Annotated in this window: 16 protein-coding genes, 2 tRNA genes and 3 rRNA genes; 14 read left to right on the forward strand and 7 right to left on the reverse strand. The window is 42.1% G+C overall.

All coding sequences use genetic code 11. The features are described from left to right. Positions 1-42 precede the first annotated feature (42 nt). Positions 43-378: an iron-sulfur cluster insertion protein ErpA gene (gene erpA / locus CDG62_RS02925; RefSeq protein ID WP_086210890.1), complete on the forward strand. Its 336-nt coding sequence runs from the start codon at positions 43-45 to the stop codon at positions 376-378. Positions 379-438: 60 nt separating this feature from the next. Here erpA and CDG62_RS02930 read toward each other — a convergent pair whose 3' ends face one another. The 5 genes from CDG62_RS02930 to grpE all read right to left on the reverse strand — a co-directional run bounded on the left by CDG62_RS02930 (position 439) and on the right by grpE (position 5,470). After that, complete coding sequence (locus CDG62_RS02930) at positions 439-813, reverse strand: hypothetical protein (RefSeq protein WP_005401765.1); 375 nt, start codon at positions 811-813, stop codon at positions 439-441. 115 nt (positions 814-928) lie between these two features. Beyond that, a complete protein-coding gene (locus CDG62_RS02935) occupies positions 929-1,840 on the reverse strand; it encodes a matrixin family metalloprotease (RefSeq protein WP_087528453.1) in 912 nt (303 codons plus the stop codon). A gap of 82 nt (positions 1,841-1,922) precedes the next feature. Then, on the reverse strand, positions 1,923-2,747 hold the full coding sequence (blaOXA, locus tag CDG62_RS02940) for an OXA-211 family carbapenem-hydrolyzing class D beta-lactamase (protein ID WP_087528452.1): 825 nt from the start codon (positions 2,745-2,747) through the stop codon (positions 1,923-1,925). 114 nt (positions 2,748-2,861) lie between these two features. Further along, the gene (dnaK, locus tag CDG62_RS02945; protein WP_087528451.1) at positions 2,862-4,802 is read right to left on the reverse strand and encodes a molecular chaperone DnaK; all 1,941 of its coding nucleotides are present in this window, start codon (positions 4,800-4,802) and stop codon (positions 2,862-2,864) included. Positions 4,803-4,921: 119 nt separating this feature from the next. Then, positions 4,922-5,470, reverse strand: coding sequence for a nucleotide exchange factor GrpE (gene grpE / locus CDG62_RS02950; RefSeq protein WP_087528450.1), 549 nt, complete (start codon positions 5,468-5,470; stop codon positions 4,922-4,924). Positions 5,471-6,395: 925 nt separating this feature from the next. On the opposite strand from grpE, the gene CDG62_RS02955 reads away from it, so the two are divergent. After that, a complete protein-coding gene (locus CDG62_RS02955) occupies positions 6,396-6,623 on the forward strand; it encodes a hypothetical protein (protein ID WP_087528449.1) in 228 nt (75 codons plus the stop codon). A gap of 110 nt (positions 6,624-6,733) precedes the next feature. On the opposite strand, the gene CDG62_RS02960 is transcribed toward CDG62_RS02955, so the two are convergent. Next, a complete protein-coding gene (locus tag CDG62_RS02960; protein ID WP_087528448.1) occupies positions 6,734-7,306 on the reverse strand; it encodes a hypothetical protein in 573 nt (190 codons plus the stop codon). Between the two features lie 198 nt (positions 7,307-7,504). On the opposite strand from CDG62_RS02960, the gene CDG62_RS02965 reads away from it, so the two are divergent. After that, on the forward strand, positions 7,505-8,578 hold the full coding sequence (locus CDG62_RS02965) for an alpha/beta hydrolase (protein ID WP_087528447.1): 1,074 nt from the start codon (positions 7,505-7,507) through the stop codon (positions 8,576-8,578). 47 nt (positions 8,579-8,625) lie between these two features. Here CDG62_RS02965 and CDG62_RS02970 read toward each other — a convergent pair whose 3' ends face one another. Next, positions 8,626-9,294, reverse strand: a complete 669-nt coding sequence (locus CDG62_RS02970) for an acetoacetate decarboxylase family protein (protein ID WP_087528446.1) — start codon at positions 9,292-9,294, stop codon at positions 8,626-8,628. Positions 9,295-9,390: 96 nt separating this feature from the next. On the opposite strand from CDG62_RS02970, the gene CDG62_RS02975 reads away from it, so the two are divergent. The 11 genes from CDG62_RS02975 to CDG62_RS03025 all read left to right on the forward strand — a co-directional run bounded on the left by CDG62_RS02975 (position 9,391) and on the right by CDG62_RS03025 (position 23,751). After that, entirely contained in the window at positions 9,391-9,960 is a 570-nt protein-coding gene (locus CDG62_RS02975) for a peptidylprolyl isomerase (protein WP_087528445.1), read from the forward strand. A 427-nt stretch (positions 9,961-10,387) separates the two neighbouring features. After that, positions 10,388-11,925: ribosomal RNA gene (locus CDG62_RS02980) — 16S ribosomal RNA — on the forward strand. 61 nt (positions 11,926-11,986) lie between these two features. Further along, a tRNA-Ile gene (locus CDG62_RS02985) sits at positions 11,987-12,063 on the forward strand. Between the two features lie 68 nt (positions 12,064-12,131). Next, positions 12,132-12,207: transfer RNA gene (locus CDG62_RS02990), tRNA-Ala, on the forward strand. A 349-nt stretch (positions 12,208-12,556) separates the two neighbouring features. Further along, positions 12,557-15,450, forward strand: a 23S ribosomal RNA gene (locus CDG62_RS02995). A 200-nt stretch (positions 15,451-15,650) separates the two neighbouring features. Beyond that, positions 15,651-15,765: ribosomal RNA gene (gene rrf, locus CDG62_RS03000) — 5S ribosomal RNA — on the forward strand. The 16S, 23S and 5S rRNA genes sit together here with 2 tRNA genes alongside, the layout of an rRNA operon. A 375-nt stretch (positions 15,766-16,140) precedes the next feature. Continuing rightward, complete coding sequence (locus CDG62_RS03005; protein ID WP_087526592.1) at positions 16,141-17,499, forward strand: MFS transporter; 1,359 nt, start codon at positions 16,141-16,143, stop codon at positions 17,497-17,499. A gap of 141 nt (positions 17,500-17,640) precedes the next feature. Then, positions 17,641-18,201: a DUF4256 domain-containing protein gene (locus CDG62_RS03010; RefSeq protein ID WP_162904053.1), complete on the forward strand. Its 561-nt coding sequence runs from the start codon at positions 17,641-17,643 to the stop codon at positions 18,199-18,201. A gap of 962 nt (positions 18,202-19,163) precedes the next feature. Further along, a complete protein-coding gene (locus tag CDG62_RS03015) occupies positions 19,164-20,642 on the forward strand; it encodes a sodium-dependent transporter (protein ID WP_087526594.1) in 1,479 nt (492 codons plus the stop codon). A gap of 9 nt (positions 20,643-20,651) precedes the next feature. Beyond that, positions 20,652-20,795 (forward strand): methionine/alanine import family NSS transporter small subunit, encoded by a 144-nt coding sequence (locus tag CDG62_RS03020; protein WP_087526595.1) that lies wholly within the window; start codon positions 20,652-20,654, stop codon positions 20,793-20,795. Between the two features lie 310 nt (positions 20,796-21,105). Next, positions 21,106-23,751, forward strand: coding sequence for an isopeptide-forming domain-containing fimbrial protein (locus tag CDG62_RS03025; protein ID WP_087526596.1), 2,646 nt, complete (start codon positions 21,106-21,108; stop codon positions 23,749-23,751). The last annotated feature ends 12 nt before the right edge of the window (positions 23,752-23,763 follow it).

Consider the following 23,763-nt stretch of genomic DNA (forward strand, 5'->3'; position numbering starts at 1 on the left):
TTTTGATTTGAAAGACAGCTGAACCGAACTGAGGAATCTAAGATGAATGCCCAAGCACTTGAACTAAGCGACAATGCCGCAAATAAAGTACGTCAATTACGTGACAGTGAAGGGAATCAAGATTTAATGCTCCGTGTATATGTTACGGGCGGTGGTTGTTCAGGTTTTTCTTATGGTTTTAACTTTGCTGAAAACCAAAATGAAGACGACGCAGAATTTATCAATGGTGATGTGAAAATGTTGGTTGACTCATTGAGTTATCAATATTTGGTCGGTTCAGTGGTGGATTATATTGAAGGTTTGGAAGGTTCACGTTTCGTTGTGCAAAACCCAAATGCAACAACGACCTGTGGTTGTGGTTCATCTTTCTCGATCTAAACCTGACCTAATTAAAAAAACCCTCATGATGAGGGTTTTTTTATGTGCAAACATTCACTTTCAATCGAGTTTAATCGCATCGAGTAAGTCAAAAATAATCGTGGTGACATCTTGGCTTAAGTCACGGTTATTAAAAACTTCATAGGCAGTAATGGTGACATCAGTGTCACTCGGTAACAGTTTCTGCTCTTCTTCAATCAAATCATTGATCGGCAAAAGCGTCTGTTTCACTTCCAGATGTAAAACATCTTTAAACTCTAAATTTTCATCTTCAAGTTCTAACAGTTGCTCGTTGAAATAAGGCAATAGAATAGAATGGAGATAAGGTTGAATCTCAACAATATCAAAGATTTCGATATCACGAGTTTCTTCAATCGTACTGATGTGGTCATTTACTTCGATTAAGATATGGTAGTAACTCACATTCGTCTCCAAAGCTTCTAGTGGATATTCAATTATTTACAATAACACGAACCTGAGTCAAGACGTACTTTGATTGTATTTCATACACATATTAAAAATAGGGGATTATTTTTAGTAATCCATCATTTTAACGGGTATTAAACAACGCAATATCTGCATTTTGTAAACGAAAATGCTGCATATCTTGTGCATCTAACATTGGATACATCAAGGCTTTCGGATCATTATGATGTTTCATGCCGAGGGCGTGACCAAATTCATGTGCCAAGGTCATGCGTAGGTCATCTTCTGACTCGAACTCATAAATGTGAATTTCTCGCCCATTAAACAGTCCTTTATCAAATAGTCGGGGTTGAAAGCGTTGGTTGAACTGGTCAATGGCGAGATTATGGCCTTGATCTAAACGATTCAGCTCATCTACCTTTTGGTTGTAGGCATTCACTTGTAGATTAAAGCTGGCAATTTGTTGGTCTAAAACTTGTTGCTGTTGACGCAACTGCGCCAAACTCTGTTGTACAGCAGCTTGCTGCGAAGGAGGGACTCCGCCGTGCTGGTTATACTGACGGATCATTGCATTATAGTTTTGGCTAAGTTCCTGTAGACTCTGTTTTTGCATATCTAAAGTTACTTCGTTACGTGCCAGATTTTCTTGCATGGCTTTGAGTTCAGTATTTTTTTGACTCAGCCCTTGTTCATTATGCGTGAGTTTAGTCAGTTGATCACGGCGTTGTACCGACTCATCTTGTCTTTGATCATAAATGAGATGAATACTGAGCCGAGCATCAGGGTCATAAACAAAATAGTCTTTTCCGAGACCTTGTTTCCAAATATCGGTGGCTTGTTGACTGATCTGTTTTAGTTCTACTTCACTTAGGTTAAAACGAGGGTCAACTTCTGCAATCCGATAGCGAATACGTTGATCAAAAGGGTGGGTGATGCGATCTAACAATGGATTGAGCCGAAGTTGAGGATGTTGCAGATTTTGATAAAAAATCATCCCTAAAAAGCCAAGTAGAGCAAACAATACAATGAGACGCATATTTTATTCATAGATCGTTGTTTTTAACTACTTTAGCTTAAAAAGGATGATTGCTAAATAAAAATGCGTCAGATTAAGGGCTTTAAATTAGACCCAATGTAGTCAAGCTTTGTTTAACCAGTTGCTCACGTACGCTGGCTGGAATTCCCGTTTTCATGTGCATATTTAAAGAGAAATAGACCTTTTCACGATCGGGATATTCTACCCAGCCTGTCCACCAACCAACTTGCGGTTCTATGTCCATGCCCCAACCTGATTTTGCATAGAGTTTATAATTCGGTTTCTGTTCAATCAGTAGCATGTCTTGTACCGCCTGTTGCACTTCTGGTTTAAATGCAAGCTTTTTATTTGCCAGCTTTTCGACAAAAAGGACTTCTTGAACAGGCGTAATTTGCAGTGGGCCGACTAACCAAAAATTATCGACAACGGTGCCAATCTGTTGATTGCCATATCCAATGCGTTGCACTTCTTTTTGCATCAGCTCTAGACCAATGCGCCGTGCTAGCTCCTGATAAACTGGAACAGCAGATGCTTGCATGGCTTGCCCTAAAGTCATGTCTTTTTCCCAAGCAGGAAAGCTACGCTTTTGACCATCCCATTTAAATACCTCGTTAATGGTTGCCTTATCATGTTCTAGTCCGATTAAGGCATTCAGCATTTTAAAGGTAGAAGCGGGCACATACGGTGTCTGAGCGCGGCTTAGGTCATTGCCGTAGTTGTGTAAGCCATGTTGATCCTTAATGACAATCACCCCCGTGGTTTGGAGTTGATTGAAGGCTTGTTGGATCTGCTGTTGCGCACCTTGCTGCTGCTGGTTTTTAGCTGTTTCTACGGAGGGGTTTATTGTGGTACAAGCAGAACCGAAGGTTGTAATGAGGGCGATGAGGCCCAACTGTAAAGTTTTCATGGGTGGTTAAATTCTAAATTTTTTATCAGGCTAATGTAAAAGTGGAATACGACACAACGTGCTTTAGGTAATAAAAAACCGCGCTTTCGCGCGGTTTTTTATTAAAGAGACAAATTATTTTTTGTCGTCTTTTACTTCTGTGAACTCAGCATCTACAACGCCATCGTCCGCTTTTTGTTGTTGACCAGCGTCACCGCCGAATGCATTTGGGTCGAAACCTTCAGCACCGCCTTGACCTTGCGCAGCTTCATACGCACGTTGCGTGATCGGCATAATGATGTTTTGTAAAGCTTCAGTTTTCGCTTTGATGTCTTCTACATCATTTTCTTTAGTCGAAGTTTCAAGCTCAGCAATTGCAGTCTCAATGGCAGTTTTTTCGTCGCTTGTTACTTGCTCGCCTAGATCTTTCACTGCTTTTTGAGCAGAAGATACTAATGCATCTGCTTCGTTACGCGCTTTCGCTAGTTCTTCGAACTTACGGTCTTCTTCAGCATTCGCTTCAGCGTCTTTGATCATTGCTTCGATTTCAGCATCAGACAAACCTGAGTTTGCTTTAATCTGGATCGATTGCTCTTTACCAGTGCTCTTATCTTTAGCTGATACTTTTAAGATACCATCAGCATTGATGTCGAACGATACTTCAATTTGTGGCACACCACGTGGAGCTGGTGGAATGTCGCCCAATTGGAAGTTACCCAACAATTTGTTTTGCTGTGCCATTTTACGTTCACCTTGGAACACAGAAATGTCTACAGCAGGTTGGTTGTCCGCAGCAGTTGAGAACACTTGAGATTTCTTCGCAGGAATCGTGGTGTTTTTCTCAATAATTGCTGTTAACACGCCACCCATGGTTTCGATACCAAGTGTCAACGGCGTCACGTCAAGAAGAAGTACGTCAGTTTTGTCACCAGACAATACCGCACCTTGAATCGCAGCACCCATTGCTACCGCTTCGTCAGGGTTCACGTCTTTACGTGGCTCACGACCGAAGAACTCTTGTACTTTTTGTTGTACAAGTGGCATACGAGACTGACCACCCACCAAGATCACATCAGAAATCTCAGAAGTTGAAAGACCTGCATCTTTAAGTGCAATACGGCAAGGTTCGATTGTACGTTCAACCAAATCAGCCACTAAACCTTCAAGTTTTGCACGCGTTACATTGATCACTAAGTGTTTAGGACCAGTTGCGTCCGCCGTGATGTACGGCAAGTTAATTTCAGTTGCATTTGATGAAGAAAGCTCAATTTTTGCTTTCTCAGCGGCTTCTTTCAAACGTTGTAATGCAAGTGGATCTTGTTTCAAGTTGAAGTTTTGTTCTTTCTTGAACTCTTCAACCAAGAATTCAATTAACGCGTTATCAAAGTCTTCACCACCAAGGAAGGTATCACCATTGGTTGATAACACTTCGATTTGTTGGTCGCCATCAAGGTCTGCGATTTCAATGATAGATACGTCAAAAGTACCACCACCTAAGTCGTAAACTGCAATTTTACGGTCGCCTTCTTTTTTGTCCATACCGAACGCAAGTGCAGCAGCCGTTGGTTCGTTGATGATACGTTTAACTTCTAAACCTGCGATTTTACCCGCATCTTTGGTTGCTTGACGCTGTGCATCGTTAAAGTAAGCAGGAACGGTAATCACCGCTTCAGTTACTGTTTCACCTAAGTAATCTTCTGCAGTTTTCTTCATCTTTTTCAAGATTTCAGCAGAGATTTGTTGTGGTGCAAGTTTCTTGTCGTTTACATCAACCCAAGCATCACCATTGTCTGCTTTGATGATTTTGTAAGGTACAAGACCGATGTCCTTTTGAACCGCTTGGTCTTGATACTTACGACCGATCAAACGTTTGATCGCGAATAATGTGTTTTTAGGGTTAGTCACTGCTTGACGTTTTGCAGACTGACCCACCAAGATTTCGCCATCTTTATACGCAATAATCGATGGTGTTGTACGTGCACCTTCAGCGTTGTCGATCACTTTAACTTTGTCGCCTTCAAGTACAGCGACGCAAGAGTTTGTTGTACCTAAGTCAATACCAATGATTTTAGCCATTTGGATGATTCCTCAAAAATTTTTGCAATGTTTTTGCTTGTTATTCGATATGAGAGCCGTTCAATTTTTTTCAAGTGATAATCACGAAAAAATTTTACAAACTCTCGAATTTATAGGGCTTATGCGCCAACCATGACCATTGCTGGACGGAGCAAACGACCATTTAAGGTATAACCTTTTTGCAATACCGTTCCGATCTCGTTGGCTTTTGCATTTGGATCAATCCCGACTGCTTGATGCAAGTCCGCATTGAAACCATTTGCTGTATCAACTGCAACCACACCAAATTTTTCCAGTGCAGTCAGTAACGATTTCAACGTCAGTTCCACACCTTCAAACATTGGTGTTTTTTCTTCACCCGACGCGCTAATGGCACGTTCTAAATTGTCCACTGAGTCAAGTAACTCTTTTGCGAATTTTTCTAGAACGGTGTCTTTATGCTTATCTGATTCACGTTGAATACGCTCTACACTTTTTTGTGCTTCGTATACAGCATTTGCAGTGCGTGCTTTTTCAAGCTTTAAGCTTTCTTCAAGATTGGTAATTTGAGCTTGTAAATCCTCAACTGAAACTTCAGCTTGCTCCGTTTCAGCTTGAGTTTGCGTTGTTTGTGAATCCGCTTGCTCTTGCCCTAGATCTTGAGCGTCTTGATTGTGCTCAGTCGCCATTGATTTACTCCGTTTAAATGGGTTCTTAAACATGTACAGTCCTTCAGGCATCAGTGTTAACTGGGTTAATCTGAACTGCCATGCGTTATTGAATTCAGGATTACTACAAAAGGTCGGGGCAACAGTCAAAAATTCAAGCGGCTTCAGTGATTAATTCATGTATTTTTGGTGAAAAATTGCTGAAATCACGCTTTCTTGGCGCTTATTCTGTGTGAAGGTCCATTTCCAATCCAGCTTTAGTTTTTTTATGTTGAAAAAGTCTAATCGTTACATTGAATTATTTTAATTAAATTTATCTGTTTTACTAATTTTTCGATTGTCTACATAATGAATTTATCAGCGGTGATCATACTTTGTGGAAAGAGTAAAGTATGGTGACTGCAACCTATTTGTATAGCTTGAGGGAAACTCTCCTAATTTAGAGATTTAGGTTTTTGAATAGTACGTCTCCCAAAACTACTTTATTCAGTGTAAAGGTATAATACTGTCAGAATGATTCGAGCTTTGCGCTCAAAATTCGATTTTTAAGACTGTGGTTTCTTTATTTCTATATGCTTTTTCGAGCTTAATCCGCCTTGGGTTAAGCTTTTTTTTTGCTTCAAATTTAAAAATAACATTATTTAATCGTGTATCAGCATACAGGAGTTCTGCAATGCTGAAGAGTTGATGGGCTAAGCATAGAGTTCCTTTTGTGCTGCTAATCAAAGAGAGAAACAATGAAGAATCAGCACATTAACTTACGTTGCTGTGGAGATGTAGCGCTAAGGTGATATTTGTGCCCAATTAATAAAAAATTGCACAAGTTGTACTCGAGTCTGCAAAAACTACAACTCAGGACGTGTGTAAAAGTTTTCGGATTTGACAAAGATAGGCAGGGCAAAGTTTGGCTTTGCTATTTTTGTATGACGTAAAAGGAAATGAAAGAATGTTAAATAAGAAAACTGCATTATTGTCTCTAGCGCTTTTAGGTTCAGCTTTTGCCATTGTGGGCTGTAGCTCAAATGAAACCACTACAGCGCCTGAGGCCGCTCAAGTGACCACTGCACCAGATGCAACAGCAACCGCTGAGGGAAGTGCTGGAGTAGAGGTTCAAGCAGATCCTGCTGCTCAGGTTGAACCCATCCAATCTGCGCCCGCGACAACACAACAATAAAGCTTAAAAGAGAACTTCTCTTACACTGGCTTTGTTAAAGGCCTTCACAGGATACCGTGAAGGCTTTTTTAGAGGATAAATCACTCAAACTGTTCAGCCGTGTTATTTCATCAGTCTGATGTGCGATAACGATTTCCTCGATCTTGACGCGAGTTATCCCAACCTTTGTTTTGATCGCGGCGTTGATCATCGGGACGTTGCTTACGATCGTTATTGGATTGTTTACGTCGATCTTCAGTCCGTTGACGCTCTTGCTCACGACGTTGGCGTTCGGCATTTTGTCGTTGTTGACGTTCAGTATCATAACGCTTACGTTCTTGATTTAATCGCTCTTGCTCACGCTTTTTCTGTTGCCAGTCTTGATGACGTTGATTGGCAACCCGTTGACGCTCAGCTTCAATGCGTTGTCGTTCTTGTTCGCGGTTCTGGCGTTCCCATTCAGCATATTTTTGGCGGTTTCGGTCTGCCTCGTGACGTTCACGTTCGATGCGGTTTTGTCGTTGTTGATATTCCCAACGTTGGCGGTCTCGTTCACGTTCATAGCGGTCATGCTGGTCGTGGCGCCGATCATCATAATCATAGCGGTGGTCGTAGCGTCCGTCATAATAGCTATCCTCAGGAAAAGCCACACAACCAACAAACAAGGTGCTGATGAGCGAGAGGAATATTATTTTTTTAGTCATGACAGGTCTCCTTAATAAAACGGAGTAGCAAAACACTCCTAAATCAGCATAAAAATTGTCAATGACAAGCTCTTAAAAGAAGATTAGCGTATAGGGCGTATTGCTATGTATCTTGATGTGAAGACTTATATAAGAGAATGGTCACGTAAGTGCTGATCATGTAGAGAATATGAAGAACGATAAAAGGATATTATTGACATGGGCGTTTTGAATCAAACTTTACAACAATGGATGGAACAAGGCCAAGGCAGTACCGCTCGGGTGATTGATCACTTACCGACGCTAGCACAAGAAGGCCTAGTTAAAGCACTGGGTTATCCTTACCAGTTTGAACAATTAGACCCCTTTATTAAATGCTTAATGGCGGCCCAATATAAGCAGGGCAAATCGGGCTTTATTTTTGAAGATTACCATCGTTCGCGTAAATTGTTTGATCATCAAATTCAAATTTTGACCACGAAATCCAGTACTGTAAAACAAGTGGAAGATTTACGTCTACCTTTACAAAGTGGAACTGTATTTGCGCGGCATTATCATCCTGCACCAAACAAGAAACTTCCGATGCTGGTGTTTTATCATGGCGGTGGCTTTGTAGTCGGCAGCCTCGATAGCCATGATGAAGTCTGTCGTTTACTGGCAATCCATGCCAAAGTGCAGGTGCTCAGTATTGATTATCCTTTAGCTCCTGAAGCTAGTCCGCAACTATTGATTCAATCTTGTGAAGACGCTTTAGCTTGGGTGTATCAAAACCGACGTCAACTTAAAATTTTGAAAAACCGAATTGCGGTGGCTGGCGATAGTGCAGGTGGTAATATCTGTGCGGTGCTGGCGCAGCGAACTGCTGCAAAAGCTTATGCGCCAAGTGCACAACTATTAATTTATCCTGTGGTCGATTTCAAAAGTCGCCATCCATCATTCTTTGCATATAAAGAAGGACTGACCCTAACGGAGCAAGATGTTGATAGGGTGACATCAGTGTATGCTGAACAACATCAGGTGGCTTTAGATGACCCGCTAGTTTCTCCTACCTATGGAGTGCTAAAAGGTTTGGCTCCTGCCTATGTCATTACAGCGGGTCATGATTTATTGCATGATGAAGGTGAAATTTATGCCATCAAATTAAAGCAGCAGGGTAATAAGGTTTATTATCAGAATTATCTAGATCAACCCCATGGGTTTGTGAACTTCACCATCATTTCTCGTCGAGCAAAAAAAATCACCATAGAAATGGCAAAGGATTTTAGAAAATTTTGGGATAAGAATGCCAAATAAAAAAGCATGAATTTTCAAAAGAATGTTTCACGTGGAACATTCTTTTTTTATTTAGAGCGGATTTTGGCTTCTGGAAAAATGAGCTGAAAGCTCGGGACATAAAAACTTTGTAGAGCCTTGGCTTGTCCAAAGTCTGGAAAGAGGGTGGTATTGTTTTGCCATTCAAATATTTTCAGTTTCATTAGCTTTGCGCGAAACTGTGGAGAAAACTCATAACGTTGACCTTGCCATGCTTGCTGTATTTTGAGCATGGAGCGGGGAATGTGATGACTATTAATATAAAACGGATGTGCCTTTTTACATTGGGTGAGTGTTAAACACAGAGTTTGGTTTTGAGTACTGAGTTGGCATTGTGTTGTTTCATTCTGCGTATACCAATCAAACTGAGCAAACTCTTTCGGAATACCCCAAAGCTGTTGACCATGTTCAACTGAAATCTGTGTAGATACATAAATTTTAGGAATTGAACTTAACCGCCGTTTGCTCAGTAAAGGGTGGTCAAGTAAAAGCAGTTCGTCATAAGGGCCAACAGGGGATTGATGATAACGAACCAACATAACTTGAACCACACGACCAATTGGGGAGGGTGCGATACGAAACGCTTTATATTGTCGGATAAATTGCGGACTGATCCAATAATTCAAAATAAAGGCTTCACCTTGTAAGTGCCAAGGTGGAAATTGATTCAATTGGGATAGGGTTAAAGCTTCATTCATCGTTATTCTCGTTTTCTTAGAAGAAGTAGTGTTTTATTTATACTGAACGATTAATATACCGAAATCTAATAACATCTGAATGCTGTGAGTAACGAAATGTTAAAGAAGAGTTTAGTTGCAGTGGCGGCTACTTATATGAGTATGGCGGTCATGGCAAATAACACGATTGTTGAAATGAAAACATCAATGGGCAACATCGAAATTGAACTGTTTAATGATAAAGCACCAATCTCAGCAAAAAACTTTGAAGACTACACGAAAGCTAAGTTTTATAACGGCACGATCTTTCATCGAGTCATTCCAGGTTTCATGGTGCAAGGTGGGGGCATGACTGCTGACCTTGTGGAAAAGCCAACACGACCAGCCATTCAAAATGAATCAAGCAATGGTCTATCGAATAAACGTGGCACTTTGGCGATGGCACGAACCAACCTACCGCATTCTGCAACTAGTCAGTTCTTTATTAATGTGGTGGATAATAACTTTCTAGATAGAAGTACCAATAACGCAGGTTATGCGGTTTTTGGTCAGGTCACTAAAGGTATGGATGTGGTGGATAAGATCACTAAAGTACCGACAGGACGTGCAGGGCCACATCAAGATGTACCGAAACAACCCATTAAAATTCTCAGTGTGAATATTAAAGCAGCAACAGTGCAAAAGTAATGAAAAAAGAGAGCAGAAATATTAAATCTATATTTCTGCTTTAAAATTATGGGGTTAAATGTATGTTTGTATGTTTTTGAACCTTTTTAGTGCATAAAAATACAACACCCGATAAAACAACCAGTTAAAAGCACTTGCAAAGCTTTAGAAATGGTCTAGAATGCACCCCATACCGACGAGATAGACAGAAACGAACGAAGCACGAAGTGCTGAGTTGTTGAGTATATTGAGTCCAGCTTCTATCACTGACGAGGTAATAGAAAGATCATTAAGAGATTATGAAGAACAACTTGTGTGGATTTTTACTGATTGATCGATCGAAAATATTTCATTGATTGAATGGTAGAAATTACTCGAAGTTTATTTGAGAAATTAATGTCAGAAAATTGATGAGCCAAGATTTGTAGCCATAAGCTACTAATGATTTTAACTGAAGAGTTTGATCATGGCTCAGATTGAACGCTGGCGGCAGGCTTAACACATGCAAGTCGAGCGGGGGATGTTGCTTCGGTAACTGACCTAGCGGCGGACGGGTGAGTAATGCTTAGGAATCTGCCTATTAGTGGGGGACAACATTCCGAAAGGAATGCTAATACCGCATACGCCCTACGGGGGAAAGCAGGGGATCTTCGGACCTTGCGCTAATAGATGAGCCTAAGTCAGATTAGCTAGTTGGTGGGGTAAAGGCCTACCAAGGCGACGATCTGTAGCGGGTCTGAGAGGATGATCCGCCACACTGGGACTGAGACACGGCCCAGACTCCTACGGGAGGCAGCAGTGGGGAATATTGGACAATGGGCGGAAGCCTGATCCAGCCATGCCGCGTGTGTGAAGAAGGCCTTTTGGTTGTAAAGCACTTTAAGCGAGGAGGAGGCTACTGAGACTAATACTCTTGGATAGTGGACGTTACTCGCAGAATAAGCACCGGCTAACTCTGTGCCAGCAGCCGCGGTAATACAGAGGGTGCGAGCGTTAATCGGATTTACTGGGCGTAAAGCGTGCGTAGGCGGCTTTTTAAGTCGGATGTGAAATCCCTGAGCTTAACTTAGGAATTGCATTCGATACTGGGAAGCTAGAGTATGGGAGAGGATGGTAGAATTCCAGGTGTAGCGGTGAAATGCGTAGAGATCTGGAGGAATACCGATGGCGAAGGCAGCCATCTGGCCTAATACTGACGCTGAGGTACGAAAGCATGGGGAGCAAACAGGATTAGATACCCTGGTAGTCCATGCCGTAAACGATGTCTACTAGCCGTTGGGGCCTTTGAGGCTTTAGTGGCGCAGCTAACGCGATAAGTAGACCGCCTGGGGAGTACGGTCGCAAGACTAAAACTCAAATGAATTGACGGGGGCCCGCACAAGCGGTGGAGCATGTGGTTTAATTCGATGCAACGCGAAGAACCTTACCTGGTCTTGACATAGTAAGAACTTTCCAGAGATGGATTGGTGCCTTCGGGAACTTACATACAGGTGCTGCATGGCTGTCGTCAGCTCGTGTCGTGAGATGTTGGGTTAAGTCCCGCAACGAGCGCAACCCTTTTCCTTATTTGCCATCGGGTTAAGCCGGGAACTTTAAGGATACTGCCAGTGACAAACTGGAGGAAGGCGGGGACGACGTCAAGTCATCATGGCCCTTACGACCAGGGCTACACACGTGCTACAATGGTCGGTACAAAGGGTTGCTACCTAGCGATAGGATGCTAATCTCAAAAAGCCGATCGTAGTCCGGATTGGAGTCTGCAACTCGACTCCATGAAGTCGGAATCGCTAGTAATCGCGGATCAGAATGCCGCGGTGAATACGTTCCCGGGCCTTGTACACACCGCCCGTCACACCATGGGAATTTGTTGCACCAGAAGTAGGTAGTCTAACCGCAAGGAGGACGCTTACCACGGTGTGGCCGATGACTGGGGTGAAGTCGTAACAAGGTAGCCGTAGGGGAACCTGCGGCTGGATCACCTCCTTAACGAAAGATTGACGATTGGTAAGAATCCACAACAAGTTGTTCTTCATGACGATGTATCTGAGGGTCTGTAGCTCAGTTGGTTAGAGCACACGCTTGATAAGCGTGGGGTCACAAGTTCAAGTCTTGTCAGACCCACCAAATCTGACTAACCGGTATTATTAAATGCTGAATACAGAAAAACAGAAACATTGACTTATTGATAAGCTGGGGACTTAGCTTAGTTGGTAGAGCGCCTGCTTTGCACGCAGGAGGTCAGGAGTTCGACTCTCCTAGTCTCCACCATAGATTATAGAATTTAGTAAGTTAAAGCTTATTAACTTCTGTGATTTATCACAGTTTCCTGACCTGACGAAGGCTGGAAAAATCATTAACAGAATATATTTGAGTTGAAATAATTTGTTCATACTCGTTTTAAAGATCGACATTAACAGTGATTTATTACTGATTGATGAAGGTTGGAGAAATGAGTTACTAGCGAAATTAACTGAATCAAGCGTTTTGGTATGTGAATTGAATTGAAGCTGTACAGTGTTTAAGTACACAGAGCAACAAACTGTAAGGAAGTGATGAGGAATCATCATAGACTGTCTTAATCCTACTTGTAGGGATTAACGACTGTTTGGGGTTGTATAGTCAAGTAATTAAGTGCATGTGGTGGATGCCTTGGCAGTCAGAGGCGATGAAAGACGTAATAGCCTGCGATAAGCTCCGGGGAGGCGGCAAATATCCTGTGATCCGGAGATTTCTGAATGGGGAAACCCACCTGTCATAAGGCAGGTATCGTATGATGAATACATAGTCATACGAGGCGAACGAGGGGAAGTGAAACATCTCAGTACCCTTAGGAAAAGAAATCAATTGAGATTCCCTCAGTAGCGGCGAGCGAACGGGGAAAAGCCCATTAAGTCATATAAGTTCTAGTGGAATGCTCTGGGAAGTGCAACCATAGTGGGTGATAGTCCTGTACACGAAAGGGCTTATATGATGATGTCGAGTAGGGCGGGGCACGTGAAACCTTGTCTGAATATGGGGGGACCATCCTCCAAGGCTAAATACTCCTGACTGACCGATAGTGAACCAGTACCGTGAGGGAAAGGCGAAAAGAACCCCTGTGAGGGGAGTGAAATAGATCCTGAAACCGCATGCATACAAGCAGTGGGAGCCGACTTGTTCGGTGACTGCGTACCTTTTGTATAATGGGTCAGCGACTTACATTCAGTAGCAAGGTTAACCGTATAGGGGAGCCGTAGAGAAATCGAGTCTTAATAGGGCGTTTAGTTGCTGGGTGTAGACCCGAAACCGGGTGATCTATCCATGAGCAGGTTGAAGGTTGGGTAACACTAACTGGAGGACCGAACCCACTGTCGTTGAAAAGCCAGGGGATGACTTGTGGATAGGGGTGAAAGGCTAATCAAACTCGGTGATAGCTGGTTCTCCCCGAAAGCTATTTAGGTAGCGCCTCGGACGAATACCATTGGGGGTAGAGCACTGTTTCGGCTAGGGGGTCATCCCGACTTACCAAACCGATGCAAACTCCGAATACCAATGAGTACTATCCGGGAGACAGACTGCGGGTGCTAACGTCCGTAGTCAAGAGGAAAACAATCCAGACCGCCAGCTAAGGCCCCAAAATTATAGTTAAGTGGGAAACGATGTGGGAAGGCATAGACAGCTAGGAGGTTGGCTTAGAAGCAGCCACCCTTTAAAGAAAGCGTAATAGCTCACTAGTCGAGTCGGCCTGCGCGGAAGATGTAACGGGGCTAAAACTATATGCCGAAGCTGCGGATTTGCAATTTATTGCAAGTGGTAGGGGAGCGTTCTGTAAGCCGATGAAGGTGTATTGAGAAGTATGCTGGAGGTATCAGAAGTGCGAATGCTGACGTGAGTAACGACAATGCGAGTGAAAAACTCGCACGCTGAAAGACCAAGGGTTCCAGTCCAACGTTAATCGGGGCTGGGTGAGTCGACCCCTAAGGCGAGGCCGAGAGGCGTAGTCGATGGGAAATTGGTTAATATTCCAATACTTCTATGTAATGCGATGAGAGGACGGAGAAGGTTAAGTCAGCCTGGCGTTGGTTGTCCAGGTGGAAGGTTGTAGGCATGTATCTTAGGCAAATCCGGGGTACTCTATGCTGAGAACTGATAGCAAGCTGTACTTGTACAGTGAAGTGGCTGATACCATGCTTCCAGGAAAAGTCTCTAAGCTTCAGTTACATAGGAATCGTACCCGAAACCGACACAGGTGGTCAGGTCGAGTAGACCAAAGCGCTTGAGAGAACTCTGCTGAAGGAACTAGGCAAAATGGTACCGTAACTTCGGGAGAAGGTACGCTGCCGACGGTGATAGGATTTACTCCTTGAGCTATTGGCAGCCACAGAAACCAGGCCCCTGCAACTGTTTATTAAAAACATAGCACTCTGCAAACACGAAAGTGGACGTATAGGGTGTGATGCCTGCCCGGTGCTGGAAGGTTAATTGATGGGGTTAGCGTAAGCGAAGCTCTTGATCGAAGCCCCAGTAAACGGCGGCCGTAACTATAACGGTCCTAAGGTAGCGAAATTCCTTGTCGGGTAAGTTCCGACCTGCACGAATGGCATAATGATGGGGGCGCTGTCTCCAGCAGAGACTCAGTGAAATCGAATTCGCCGTGAAGATGCGGTGTACCCGCGGCTAGACGGAAAGACCCCGTGAACCTTTACTGCAGCTTGACATTGAACTTTGATCTTACTTGTGTAGGATAGGTGGGAGGCTTTGAAACCGAGACGCTAGTTTCGGTGGAGCCAATCTTGAAATACCACCCTGGTAATATTGAGGTTCTAACTCTGTCCCGTTATCCGGGACGAGGACCATGTCTGGTGGGTAGTTTGACTGGGGCGGTCTCCTCCTAAAGAGTAACGGAGGAGTACGAAGGTGCGCTCAGCGTGGTCGGAAATCACGCGTAGAGTATAAAGGCAAAAGCGCGCTTAACTGCGAGACCCACAAGTCGAGCAGGTACGAAAGTAGGTCTTAGTGATCCGGTGGTTCTGTATGGAAGGGCCATCGCTCAACGGATAAAAGGTACTCTGGGGATAACAGGCTGATACCGCCCAAGAGTTCATATCGACGGCGGTGTTTGGCACCTCGATGTCGGCTCATCTCATCCTGGGGCTGAAGCAGGTCCCAAGGGTATGGCTGTTCGCCATTTAAAGAGGTACGCGAGCTGGGTTTAGAACGTCGTGAGACAGTTCGGTCCCTATCTACCGTGGGCGTTGGAAATTTGAGAGGATCTGCTCCTAGTACGAGAGGACCAGAGTGGACGAACCTCTGGTGTACCGGTTGTGACGCCAGTCGCATCGCCGGGTAGCTATGTTCGGAAGGGATAACCGCTGAAAGCATCTAAGCGGGAAGCCTACCTCAAGATAAGATTTCCCTAGGACTTTATGTCCTCTAAAGAGCCGTTGAAGACTACGACGTTGATAGGTTGGATGTGGAAGCATAGTGATATGTGAAGCTGACCAATACTAATTGCTCGTGAGGCTTGACTATACAACACCCAAACAGTTGGTGTTGTGGTTCAAATCACTGCAAACAACTTGATTTAGTTATAAAGCTAAGTAGAATGTGCAAATTAAATTAACTCAGATGTTCTGTTATGAACGATGTTCAAAGCACTGCTTTGAACGAGTGCAAGATTTGGTAGAAAGCGAGGCAATCATAAGACCTAGCGAGTATCCATAAACAGTTGTGCTGGCGACAATAGCAAGAGTGAACCACCTGATCCCTTCCCGAACTCAGAAGTGAAACCTCTTAGCGCTGATGGTAGTGTGGAGTTATCCATGTGAGAGTAAGTCATCGCCAGCTCATTAATTCAAAAACCCCCTCCGCTTAATGCAGAGGGGGTTTTTTTATCATGAAATGATTCAATAAAGAAAAAGTGAAATTTTAAGAGGGAAAAATAACTACAAAAAAGAGAAAAGCCTAGAATGCGCCGATAATTTATACAAAAATAGATTTATATAAATTAAAATTATGTGAAACATCTATCATTTATCAAAGAATCCAAAGAAGTGCAAATCGATTTGCATTATTTTTATACAACTTTAGTCTAGTTTTCTCAAAAAAAGCCGTTTCAATTGTTTTATTTATAGACAAAAACTGAATTATGATTCATTTTATGTAAAAGTGAATTTGGATTCACTTTTTATAATAAAGCTCACAATTGGAGGTGAGGGAAAAATGACAGCGACAACAATGAATGTAAATGCTGTAATCGATCAGGCTAAGTTTAAGCCTTTTCATTTAACGGTTGTTTTGTGGTGCTTATTCGTCGTCTTGTTTGACGGCTATGATTTAGCAATTAACGGTGTGGCTTTACCGCTTTTAATGAAAGAGTGGGGTATGACGGCTGTTCAAGCGGGAATGCTAGCCAGTACGGCCTTAGCAGGCATGATGTTTGGTGCAATGCTATTTGGAATGTTGGCTGATAAAATTGGCCGTAAAAAAGTCATTATTATTTGTGTCACCTTGTTCAGTGGGTTCACTTTTGCGGGTGGCTTTGCATCAAACCCGACTGAATTCGGTATTTTACGCTTTATCGCGGGTCTTGGGATTGGTGGTGTATTACCGAATTTGGTCGCTTTAACTTCGGAATATGCGCCGCAGAAGTTTCGTAGTACCTTAGTGACCGCAATGTTTAGTGGCTATGCGATGGGTGGGATTATGGCAGCACTGCTAGGTGTTGCGTTTACACCAACCTTTGGCTGGAAGATCATGTTTTTCATTGCAGGTATTCCATTACTGTTTATTCCGATTTTATGGAAATTCTTACCAGAATCAGTCACTTTTTTAGTGAAAGACCAGCAAACAGAAAAGGCTCGCAGTATTATTCAACGTCTGGTACCTGAAGAGACTGTAACTTCAGATACGGTTCTAGTGCTGAACGAAGCTAAAGTCCCTGATGCATCTGTCGTTGCTTTGTTTAAAAATGGTCGTGGTATGGGTACAGTTCTATTTTGGTGCTGCTTTTTCATGTGCTTATTGATGGTTTATGCCCTAGGCAGCTGGTTACCAAAACTGATGATGGCTGCGGGTTATTCGATGGGCAGCAGTTTAATGTTCCTTCTTTCTTTGAACATTGGCGCGGTGATTGGCACTGCAGGTGGTGGTGTGCTTGCAGATCGTTTCCACTTGAAACCTGTCATTATTAGCATGTTGACTGTCGGGGCATTTGCATTGGTGGGTTTAGGTTTTAATTCTCCACAACCTGTAATTTATTTATTGGTTGCACTTGCAGGAGCCGCTTCAATCGGTTGTAGTATTTTACTATATAGCTATGTGGCGCAATATTATCCATTGGCTGTTCGTTCAACGGGGTTGGGTTGGGCATCGGGGATTGGTCGTGTGGGGGCAATCGTGGGTCCAATCGTCATTGGGGTATTGTTGGGCATGGAATTACCACATAAGTTGAATTTTATTGCTGTGGCGATTCCTGCGGTACTTGCTGCGATAGCAGTTTCTTTTATCCGTTTAAATAGTGCTGAAGAAGCAGTTAAAACTCAGGTGAAAGTTTCGAGTTCAATCAAAGCATCTTCTTAATCAAACCCTAAAAATAAAAGGCTCTCATTTTGAGGGCCTTTATTTTTGCAAAATCGGTATACCGCTGGGTGATATTTGGTTGTGTTTGAAAGAGAGTGCTATGCTAAAGGTAGCATTAAATAAGGCAGTATAATAACAATGATTAAGCAGCAGAAAGAACTCGAACCTGAGCAAACTGAACGTTTATTCAATACCTTAGAACAACGGTTTCAACAGCATACTGAACGTCATATGCAAGTTAGTTGGGCCTCTGTCCGAGAACAACTTTTGCAGTCTCCTGAAAAACTATATGCGTTACAACAAATGGAAATAAGTGGTGGTGAGCCCGATGTTGTCGCTTTACCGAATACACAAGATGTGTATTTTTTTGATTGTTCAATTGAGTCCCCAAAAGGGCGACGGAGCATGTGTTATGACCGAGAGGCACTATTGAGTCGTAAAGACCATCCGCCTGAAAATACAGTACTAGATTGGGTACAGGCTTATGACTTAAGCTTAATGACGGAAAAGCAGTATTATGCCTTACAGCAGATTTTTAATTTCGACTTGAAAACATCCAGTTGGGTTGAGACGCCAGCTGAATTACGTCAGCAAGGTGGGGCGATCTTTTGTGATCAGCGTTATGGTCGTACGTTTACCTATCATAATGGCGCTGCTTCGTACTATTCGAGTCGAGGATTTCGGACTTATATTCAGCTTTAATTGCGAAATAGAGATAAAAAGAAACCCCGACATCCTGTCGAGGTTTCTTTGTATTTCAGTGCTTAGGTACAACTCCTGTCATATCTCACGTCCTGATGCTCAAACTGATTATTGTTGTTTTAAGTTTGGGAAACGTCCTGTTTCCTAATGATTTAAATATACATGGCGGTGGCTGTTGTTCATACAGCATTTTAACTACGTTATTTGTAAGCCTAAGCTGACAAATCCAAATAGCTTATATAATTTTTGCTTACCGCTTTAAATCAGCATCTTTTAAGTAGCCTGCCAAATGCTGGATTGATCTACTGAAACTGTTGATGTTCTACGCAATGACTGGTTGTAGCAGTTTCTCTTTTAAATATAGAGCATCACTGGTACAGCGTAGTTGTAAATACGACTGCGCGATCAATACAGAACAAAATTAAAAGCCATATTCATGCATGTGATGTTCATCAGAAACATGGTCAATATTCTGTGATGGAATGAATATTTGAATAAAATGTGAAAAGTAATGTTTTATACATACAATTTATGGCTTGAGCATCCCTTAGATTATTTTTTTTAGTAGGTTGAACATCGTTGAGGGATATTAAAATTTTATGTAGCGAAATAGGTGCAATAAATCATTCCAAAAAGTTTGTTAATTTATAACTAATTTTGTACAATAAATAAGCTGATTAATTGAACGGTTGAATCAGAACACATTATAAAAATGGAATATTTGAAGTAGAAATTACAGAATATTTTTATAAAAGTGAGTATTGTTGAACCATATAAAAGGGAAGTTTAATCGACACACTTTAACCAAGGTTTTGTGAAAACTCCTCTGTTTGTCATTTAGAACCTTGCACCCAAAAGGTCGAAGCTAAATCAAACACTCAAGATTAATATTGTATGGCACTTTTTACTTGCGAGATAAGCAAATAAAAAGCAGTTAAAAAGTGTCTAGGTTTAGGTGTTTTATGTCAGGAACTCGTGAAAACTGGACATCACGATCTGGTTTTATTATTGCAGCTGTAGGTTCGGCTGTAGGTTTAGGTAATATTTGGCGTTTTCCTTATGTTGCTTATGAAAATGGCGGCGGTGCCTTTCTTATTCCTTATTTATTGGCGTTAATTACCGCTGGTTTACCTCTGTTATTTTTAGATTATGCAACGGGACATCGTAGTTCTGGGTCACCACCTAAAGCCTATCGAGCTTTGTTTAAAGGCGGTGAAACGCTGGGTTGGTGGCAAGTCTGTGTGTGTATCATCATTGGTTTGTACTATGCCAGCGTACTGACGTGGGCGGGAAGTTATGTTTACTTCTCGATTGGCCAGACTTGGGGCAGTGACCCTGAAAGTTTCTTCTTTAACACCTACTTACAAACTTCGAAAGCAACAGGTTTCGATTTACAGTTTGTAAGCCATTTATTTTGGCCAATCGTGGGAATTTGGGCACTGACCTTAATTATCCTTTTTGGTGGAGTTAAAAAAGGTGTTGAATTATCAAATAAGATTTTCATGCCTTTGCTATTCGTTTTATTCAGCATTTTAGTGGTGCAATCACTTCGTTTACCTGGTGCAGCAGAAGGCTTAAATGCATTCTTTACGCCAAACTGGTCTGCGATGATGGACTATAAAGTGTGGTTAGCGGCGTATGGCCATACCTTCTTCTCACTTTCTGTGGGTTTCGGGATTATGGTGACTTATGCATCTTACTTAAAGCCAAAGACCAACTTGACAGGCTCAGGTTTAATCGTTGGTTTTGCCAACGCTTCAACTGAAATTTTGGCGGGTATTGGTATTTTTGCTGCATTAGGCTTTATGGCGCATGCCGCAGGTAAAGAAGTCCAAGATGTGGTAAGTGGTGGTATCGGTCTGGCATTTATTGCTTTCCCGAAAATCATTTCAAGTCTAGGTGCGGGTGCTGATTTATTCGGTCTATTGTTCTTCTCATCATTATTTGTTGCTGGTATTTCTTCCATGGTGAGTATCTTGGAAGTGCCAATTGCAGCGATGCAGGATAAGTTAAAATGGAGCCGTAAAAAAGCAGTGACCATTATTGGTGGTGGTAGTGCTTTAGTTTCAGTTATTCTTTTCTCAAGTGTGAATGCGATTAAATTGGTTGATATTGTCGATCACTTTATTAATAACATTGGCATTGTGGGTGGCGCGCTTGTTTCAATCCTTTGTATTACGTGGTTTAAGCGTTCTGCATTGATTGAGTTGCGTGATCACGTAAACCGTATTTCCACAATTCAACTCGGTAAGGGGTGGGCATTTACCTTGACCGTAATTACTTCACTCGTGTTATTAACGACGCTGAGTATGACGTTATTTAATTTGGTGAAAAATGGTTACGATACCTATAGCATGAGTCTGCAAGGGCTATTTGGTTGGGGCAGTGTGATTTTCTGTGCCGTTATTGCAATCGTACTCAGCAAAGTTAAAGATCGCTAGGAGAAAAAAATGAATACTTCAGCAATCGTAATGATGGTGATTTCAATGTTGTTTGTTTGGGGAGGACTTGTGTTGTCTATTCTCCACTTGATGAAAAATCCAGAAGAGCTCGATGATGTTCTTGACGATGTGAAAGACCAGCATACGTTGTAATACCTGATATAAAATTTAACCCTGAAATAGGTATTTAACTATTTAAAATAACGCCCGATGAGCTTCATTGGGCGTTATTTTTTTCTAAGGGTAGATGAGTTGGCATCTTCAGCAGTTTCGATAAGCTTTTTTTGATGAATTGATTTGGAGTTATTGTTCACGCCCATTTGGCTCGAAATAAATAAGAATTTAAAGGGCCAAAAAGTATGCTGTACAAATTTTATCTAATAAATATGCAATCACAATAACAACTATGATACAAAATAGTATAGAATTGTGACACAGTTTGTATTTTTGCTGGCTAATTCATATGAAAATTAACAAAAAGAAATTTTCTGCTCTGTCATTTTTATTTTTTTTTTCATTAGAAGCACATGCATTTCCACAACCGGGAAGCTATATTTCTAACGTTGCATCTGGGGACTATACCGATGAGATGGGGAATGTTTTATTGGTCAATTCCAATCCTGTGGCATTGGAAGTGCAAAAAACGTACTCACTGACTTTAGTACAAAATCAAAACCAATATGGTGTGGTCGGTGGGGCTGTGAATCTGCCACATGTGTTAACCAATACAGGTAATACTGCTGATCGATATACATTGGGGCTAGTGCAAAGTAGCACGGATAATTTTGATTTAAGTAATGTGAAGGTCTATGCAGACCGCGATCAAAATGGTTTACCAGATAATACTGAAGACTTATTGGTGGGATCAATTGAGCTCAATGCGGGTCAATCTTTAGCAGTCGTGATTGTAGGCAGTATCCCGACCAATGTCTCTTTTAATCAGCTCAGTAGTTTAGATCTCAAAGCTGTAAGCCAGCAAAATACGACACTTTCTGCACAAGTCACAGATACGATTCGCGTTGTAGATGATGCTGTGATTTCTCTCGTTAAAGCGCAAAGTGCAAGTGAAGGTAATATTGGTGACCTGATCACCTATACTTTGACCTATCGGAATACAGGGACAGCAACACGTCGTGTTGTGCTGCAAGATGTATTGGATGATTCTTTAGAATATGTATCTGGGTCAGCAGTTTGGAATCAAAATAGCACAGCACTCACCGATGCAAATGATACAGAAGGATCTGCCAATACAGGAATTGCCTACCAGCTTAAACCTGATGGGAAGAGTCTAGAAGCCAGTATTACAGCTGTTGCACCGCTCACATCAGGCACATTGGCTTTTAAAGCCAAAGTGAAACAAGGTGCTGCCAATAAAATTCCAAACACGGCAGGTTTTGTACAATATGACATGGATAATACCACGGTAAAACTGAGCAGTTTCTCCAATACCGTGATCTACAGTTTGGCTGCTGTCTATGGGGTGGTTTTAAATAATAAATCCAGTTCAGCAGCGAACGTTGGTAACCCGAATAACAGTCCTGATAACTTGGTGATTCAAGCCAGTTTGAAACCAGGGCAAGAAGTTTTCTTTAATAACTATGTTTGGAACGTTGGTAATACCACAGATACTTATAATTTAAGTTATAGCTCAAACAATTTGCCTAGCTGTGTCAAAGTTAATTTTTACACGCAGGATGGAAAAACATTATTTACGGATACCAATGGTGACGGTAAAGTCGATACAGGCTCGATTTCAAATGCTGCGGTAAAACAAATTCAGGTTGGGGTATCAGCCTCTACAGGCTGTACCAGCAGTGTCAGCAATATCAATATTGATGTGGTTGCAACATCCATTGCTTCAAGTACAGCCTCTGACCCGATTCGTAACCAAATTACAGCTTTAGCCGCTGCATCTAGCAGTAGTGATTTATATAATGCTGACCAATCTGGTTTAGGTGTGGGGATTGTGGATAACGCCGGTCAACCATTACGTACAGTTAAAGTTACTTCGGGAAAAGCGGTTTTTCCTTTGGTGGCAAAGAATAATTCAACTCAAGCCAACAACTATAATTTGTATGCATCCTTTAGCGCGATCGATGTAGCCAATATTGCACTTACCGCTAAAACGGGTTTTAGCGTCAAATTTTATGAAGGTGATGCAAGCTGTCAAACGGTGGGTAAGCAAATTACCAATACGGGAACCTTAGGCGCTGGAGCAAGCAAGAGCTATTGTGCGGTGATTGAGGTTGACGCCAGTCAACAGAATTTTACAGCACCGATTTGGTTTGCGATTCAATCACCTGTTAATCAACAAGCGGACTCGATTAAGAACCAAATTGAAAGTAATGTCGCACGTTTACTCACTCTGACCAATGATCAGCAGGGACAGGTAAGTGTGGGCGGCACAATTGTCTATGCACATACTTTAAAGAATTTGGGCAATATGGCAGAAGGCGCAAATGCAGGTTCTCAGGTTAATCTAAAAGTTGTACCACTGAAAAATGATGGCTTTGTCTATACCCTTTATTATGATGCGAATAAAAATGGTCAGATTGATAGTGCAGACCAAATTATTAGCGCAACCACCAGTTTAAATCAGCTTTTGGGTAGTGCAGGTTTAGTGGCTCAGGCTGATATTCAGTTGTTACTCAAAGTTCAAGCAGCACCTTCGGCAACAGAAGGGGTGGTGAGTCAGGCAGATATCGTGGTTGAAGTGTCAGACTTTAACGGCATTCATTTAGATAACTTAAAAAATACAGATGTGACCACGGTTGCAACGGGGCATTTACAGTTAGTTAAAACACAAGCAGCGAATAGTAGCTGTACCACCACTAATTTAGCAGCTCTGAGCTATTCCACCCAATTGGTTTCGGTCAAGCCAAATCAATGTGTGGTGTATAAGCTGACCCTTAAAAATGATGGTAGTTCGGTGGTGAAGAATGTGCAATTTAATGATGTTGTTCCAGCTTATACCAGCCTAGTAGGAACGCCTGTCATTGTTCCGTCAGGTACAAATTTATCTTCTGGTGACAAAGTTTCTGCTTTGGTGAGTAGTTTAGATCCAAGCCAAGAAGCCAATTTCTACTTTGTTATTCGTGTTAACCCTTAAGAGTAGGCTCGG

It is taken from the genome of Acinetobacter sp. WCHA55, from assembly GCF_002165305.2.
In the GTDB taxonomy this organism is placed as follows: Bacteria; Pseudomonadota; Gammaproteobacteria; order Pseudomonadales; family Moraxellaceae; genus Acinetobacter.

Excerpts from the sequence above, each read along its gene's own strand:
- dnaK (WP_087528451.1), bottom strand. The coding sequence starts at position 4,802 with ATGGCTAAAATCATTGGTATTGACTTAGGTACAACAAACTCTTGCGTC.
- CDG62_RS02935 (WP_087528453.1), bottom strand. The coding sequence starts at position 1,840 with ATGCGTCTCATTGTATTGTTTGCTCTACTTGGCTTTTTAGGGATGATT.
- erpA (WP_086210890.1), top strand. The coding sequence starts at position 43 with ATGAATGCCCAAGCACTTGAACTAAGCGACAATGCCGCAAATAAAGTA.
- blaOXA (WP_087528452.1), bottom strand. The coding sequence starts at position 2,747 with ATGAAAACTTTACAGTTGGGCCTCATCGCCCTCATTACAACCTTCGGT.
- CDG62_RS03015 (WP_087526594.1), top strand. The coding sequence starts at position 19,164 with ATGTCAGGAACTCGTGAAAACTGGACATCACGATCTGGTTTTATTATT.
- CDG62_RS03025 (WP_087526596.1), top strand. The coding sequence starts at position 21,106 with ATGAAAATTAACAAAAAGAAATTTTCTGCTCTGTCATTTTTATTTTTT.
- CDG62_RS02965 (WP_087528447.1), top strand. The coding sequence starts at position 7,505 with ATGGGCGTTTTGAATCAAACTTTACAACAATGGATGGAACAAGGCCAA.
- CDG62_RS02960 (WP_087528448.1), bottom strand. The coding sequence starts at position 7,306 with ATGACTAAAAAAATAATATTCCTCTCGCTCATCAGCACCTTGTTTGTT.
- CDG62_RS02975 (WP_087528445.1), top strand. The coding sequence starts at position 9,391 with ATGTTAAAGAAGAGTTTAGTTGCAGTGGCGGCTACTTATATGAGTATG.
- CDG62_RS02970 (WP_087528446.1), bottom strand. The coding sequence starts at position 9,294 with ATGAATGAAGCTTTAACCCTATCCCAATTGAATCAATTTCCACCTTGG.
- CDG62_RS03020 (WP_087526595.1), top strand. The coding sequence starts at position 20,652 with ATGAATACTTCAGCAATCGTAATGATGGTGATTTCAATGTTGTTTGTT.
- CDG62_RS02955 (WP_087528449.1), top strand. The coding sequence starts at position 6,396 with ATGTTAAATAAGAAAACTGCATTATTGTCTCTAGCGCTTTTAGGTTCA.
- CDG62_RS03005 (WP_087526592.1), top strand. The coding sequence starts at position 16,141 with ATGACAGCGACAACAATGAATGTAAATGCTGTAATCGATCAGGCTAAG.
- grpE (WP_087528450.1), bottom strand. The coding sequence starts at position 5,470 with ATGGCGACTGAGCACAATCAAGACGCTCAAGATCTAGGGCAAGAGCAA.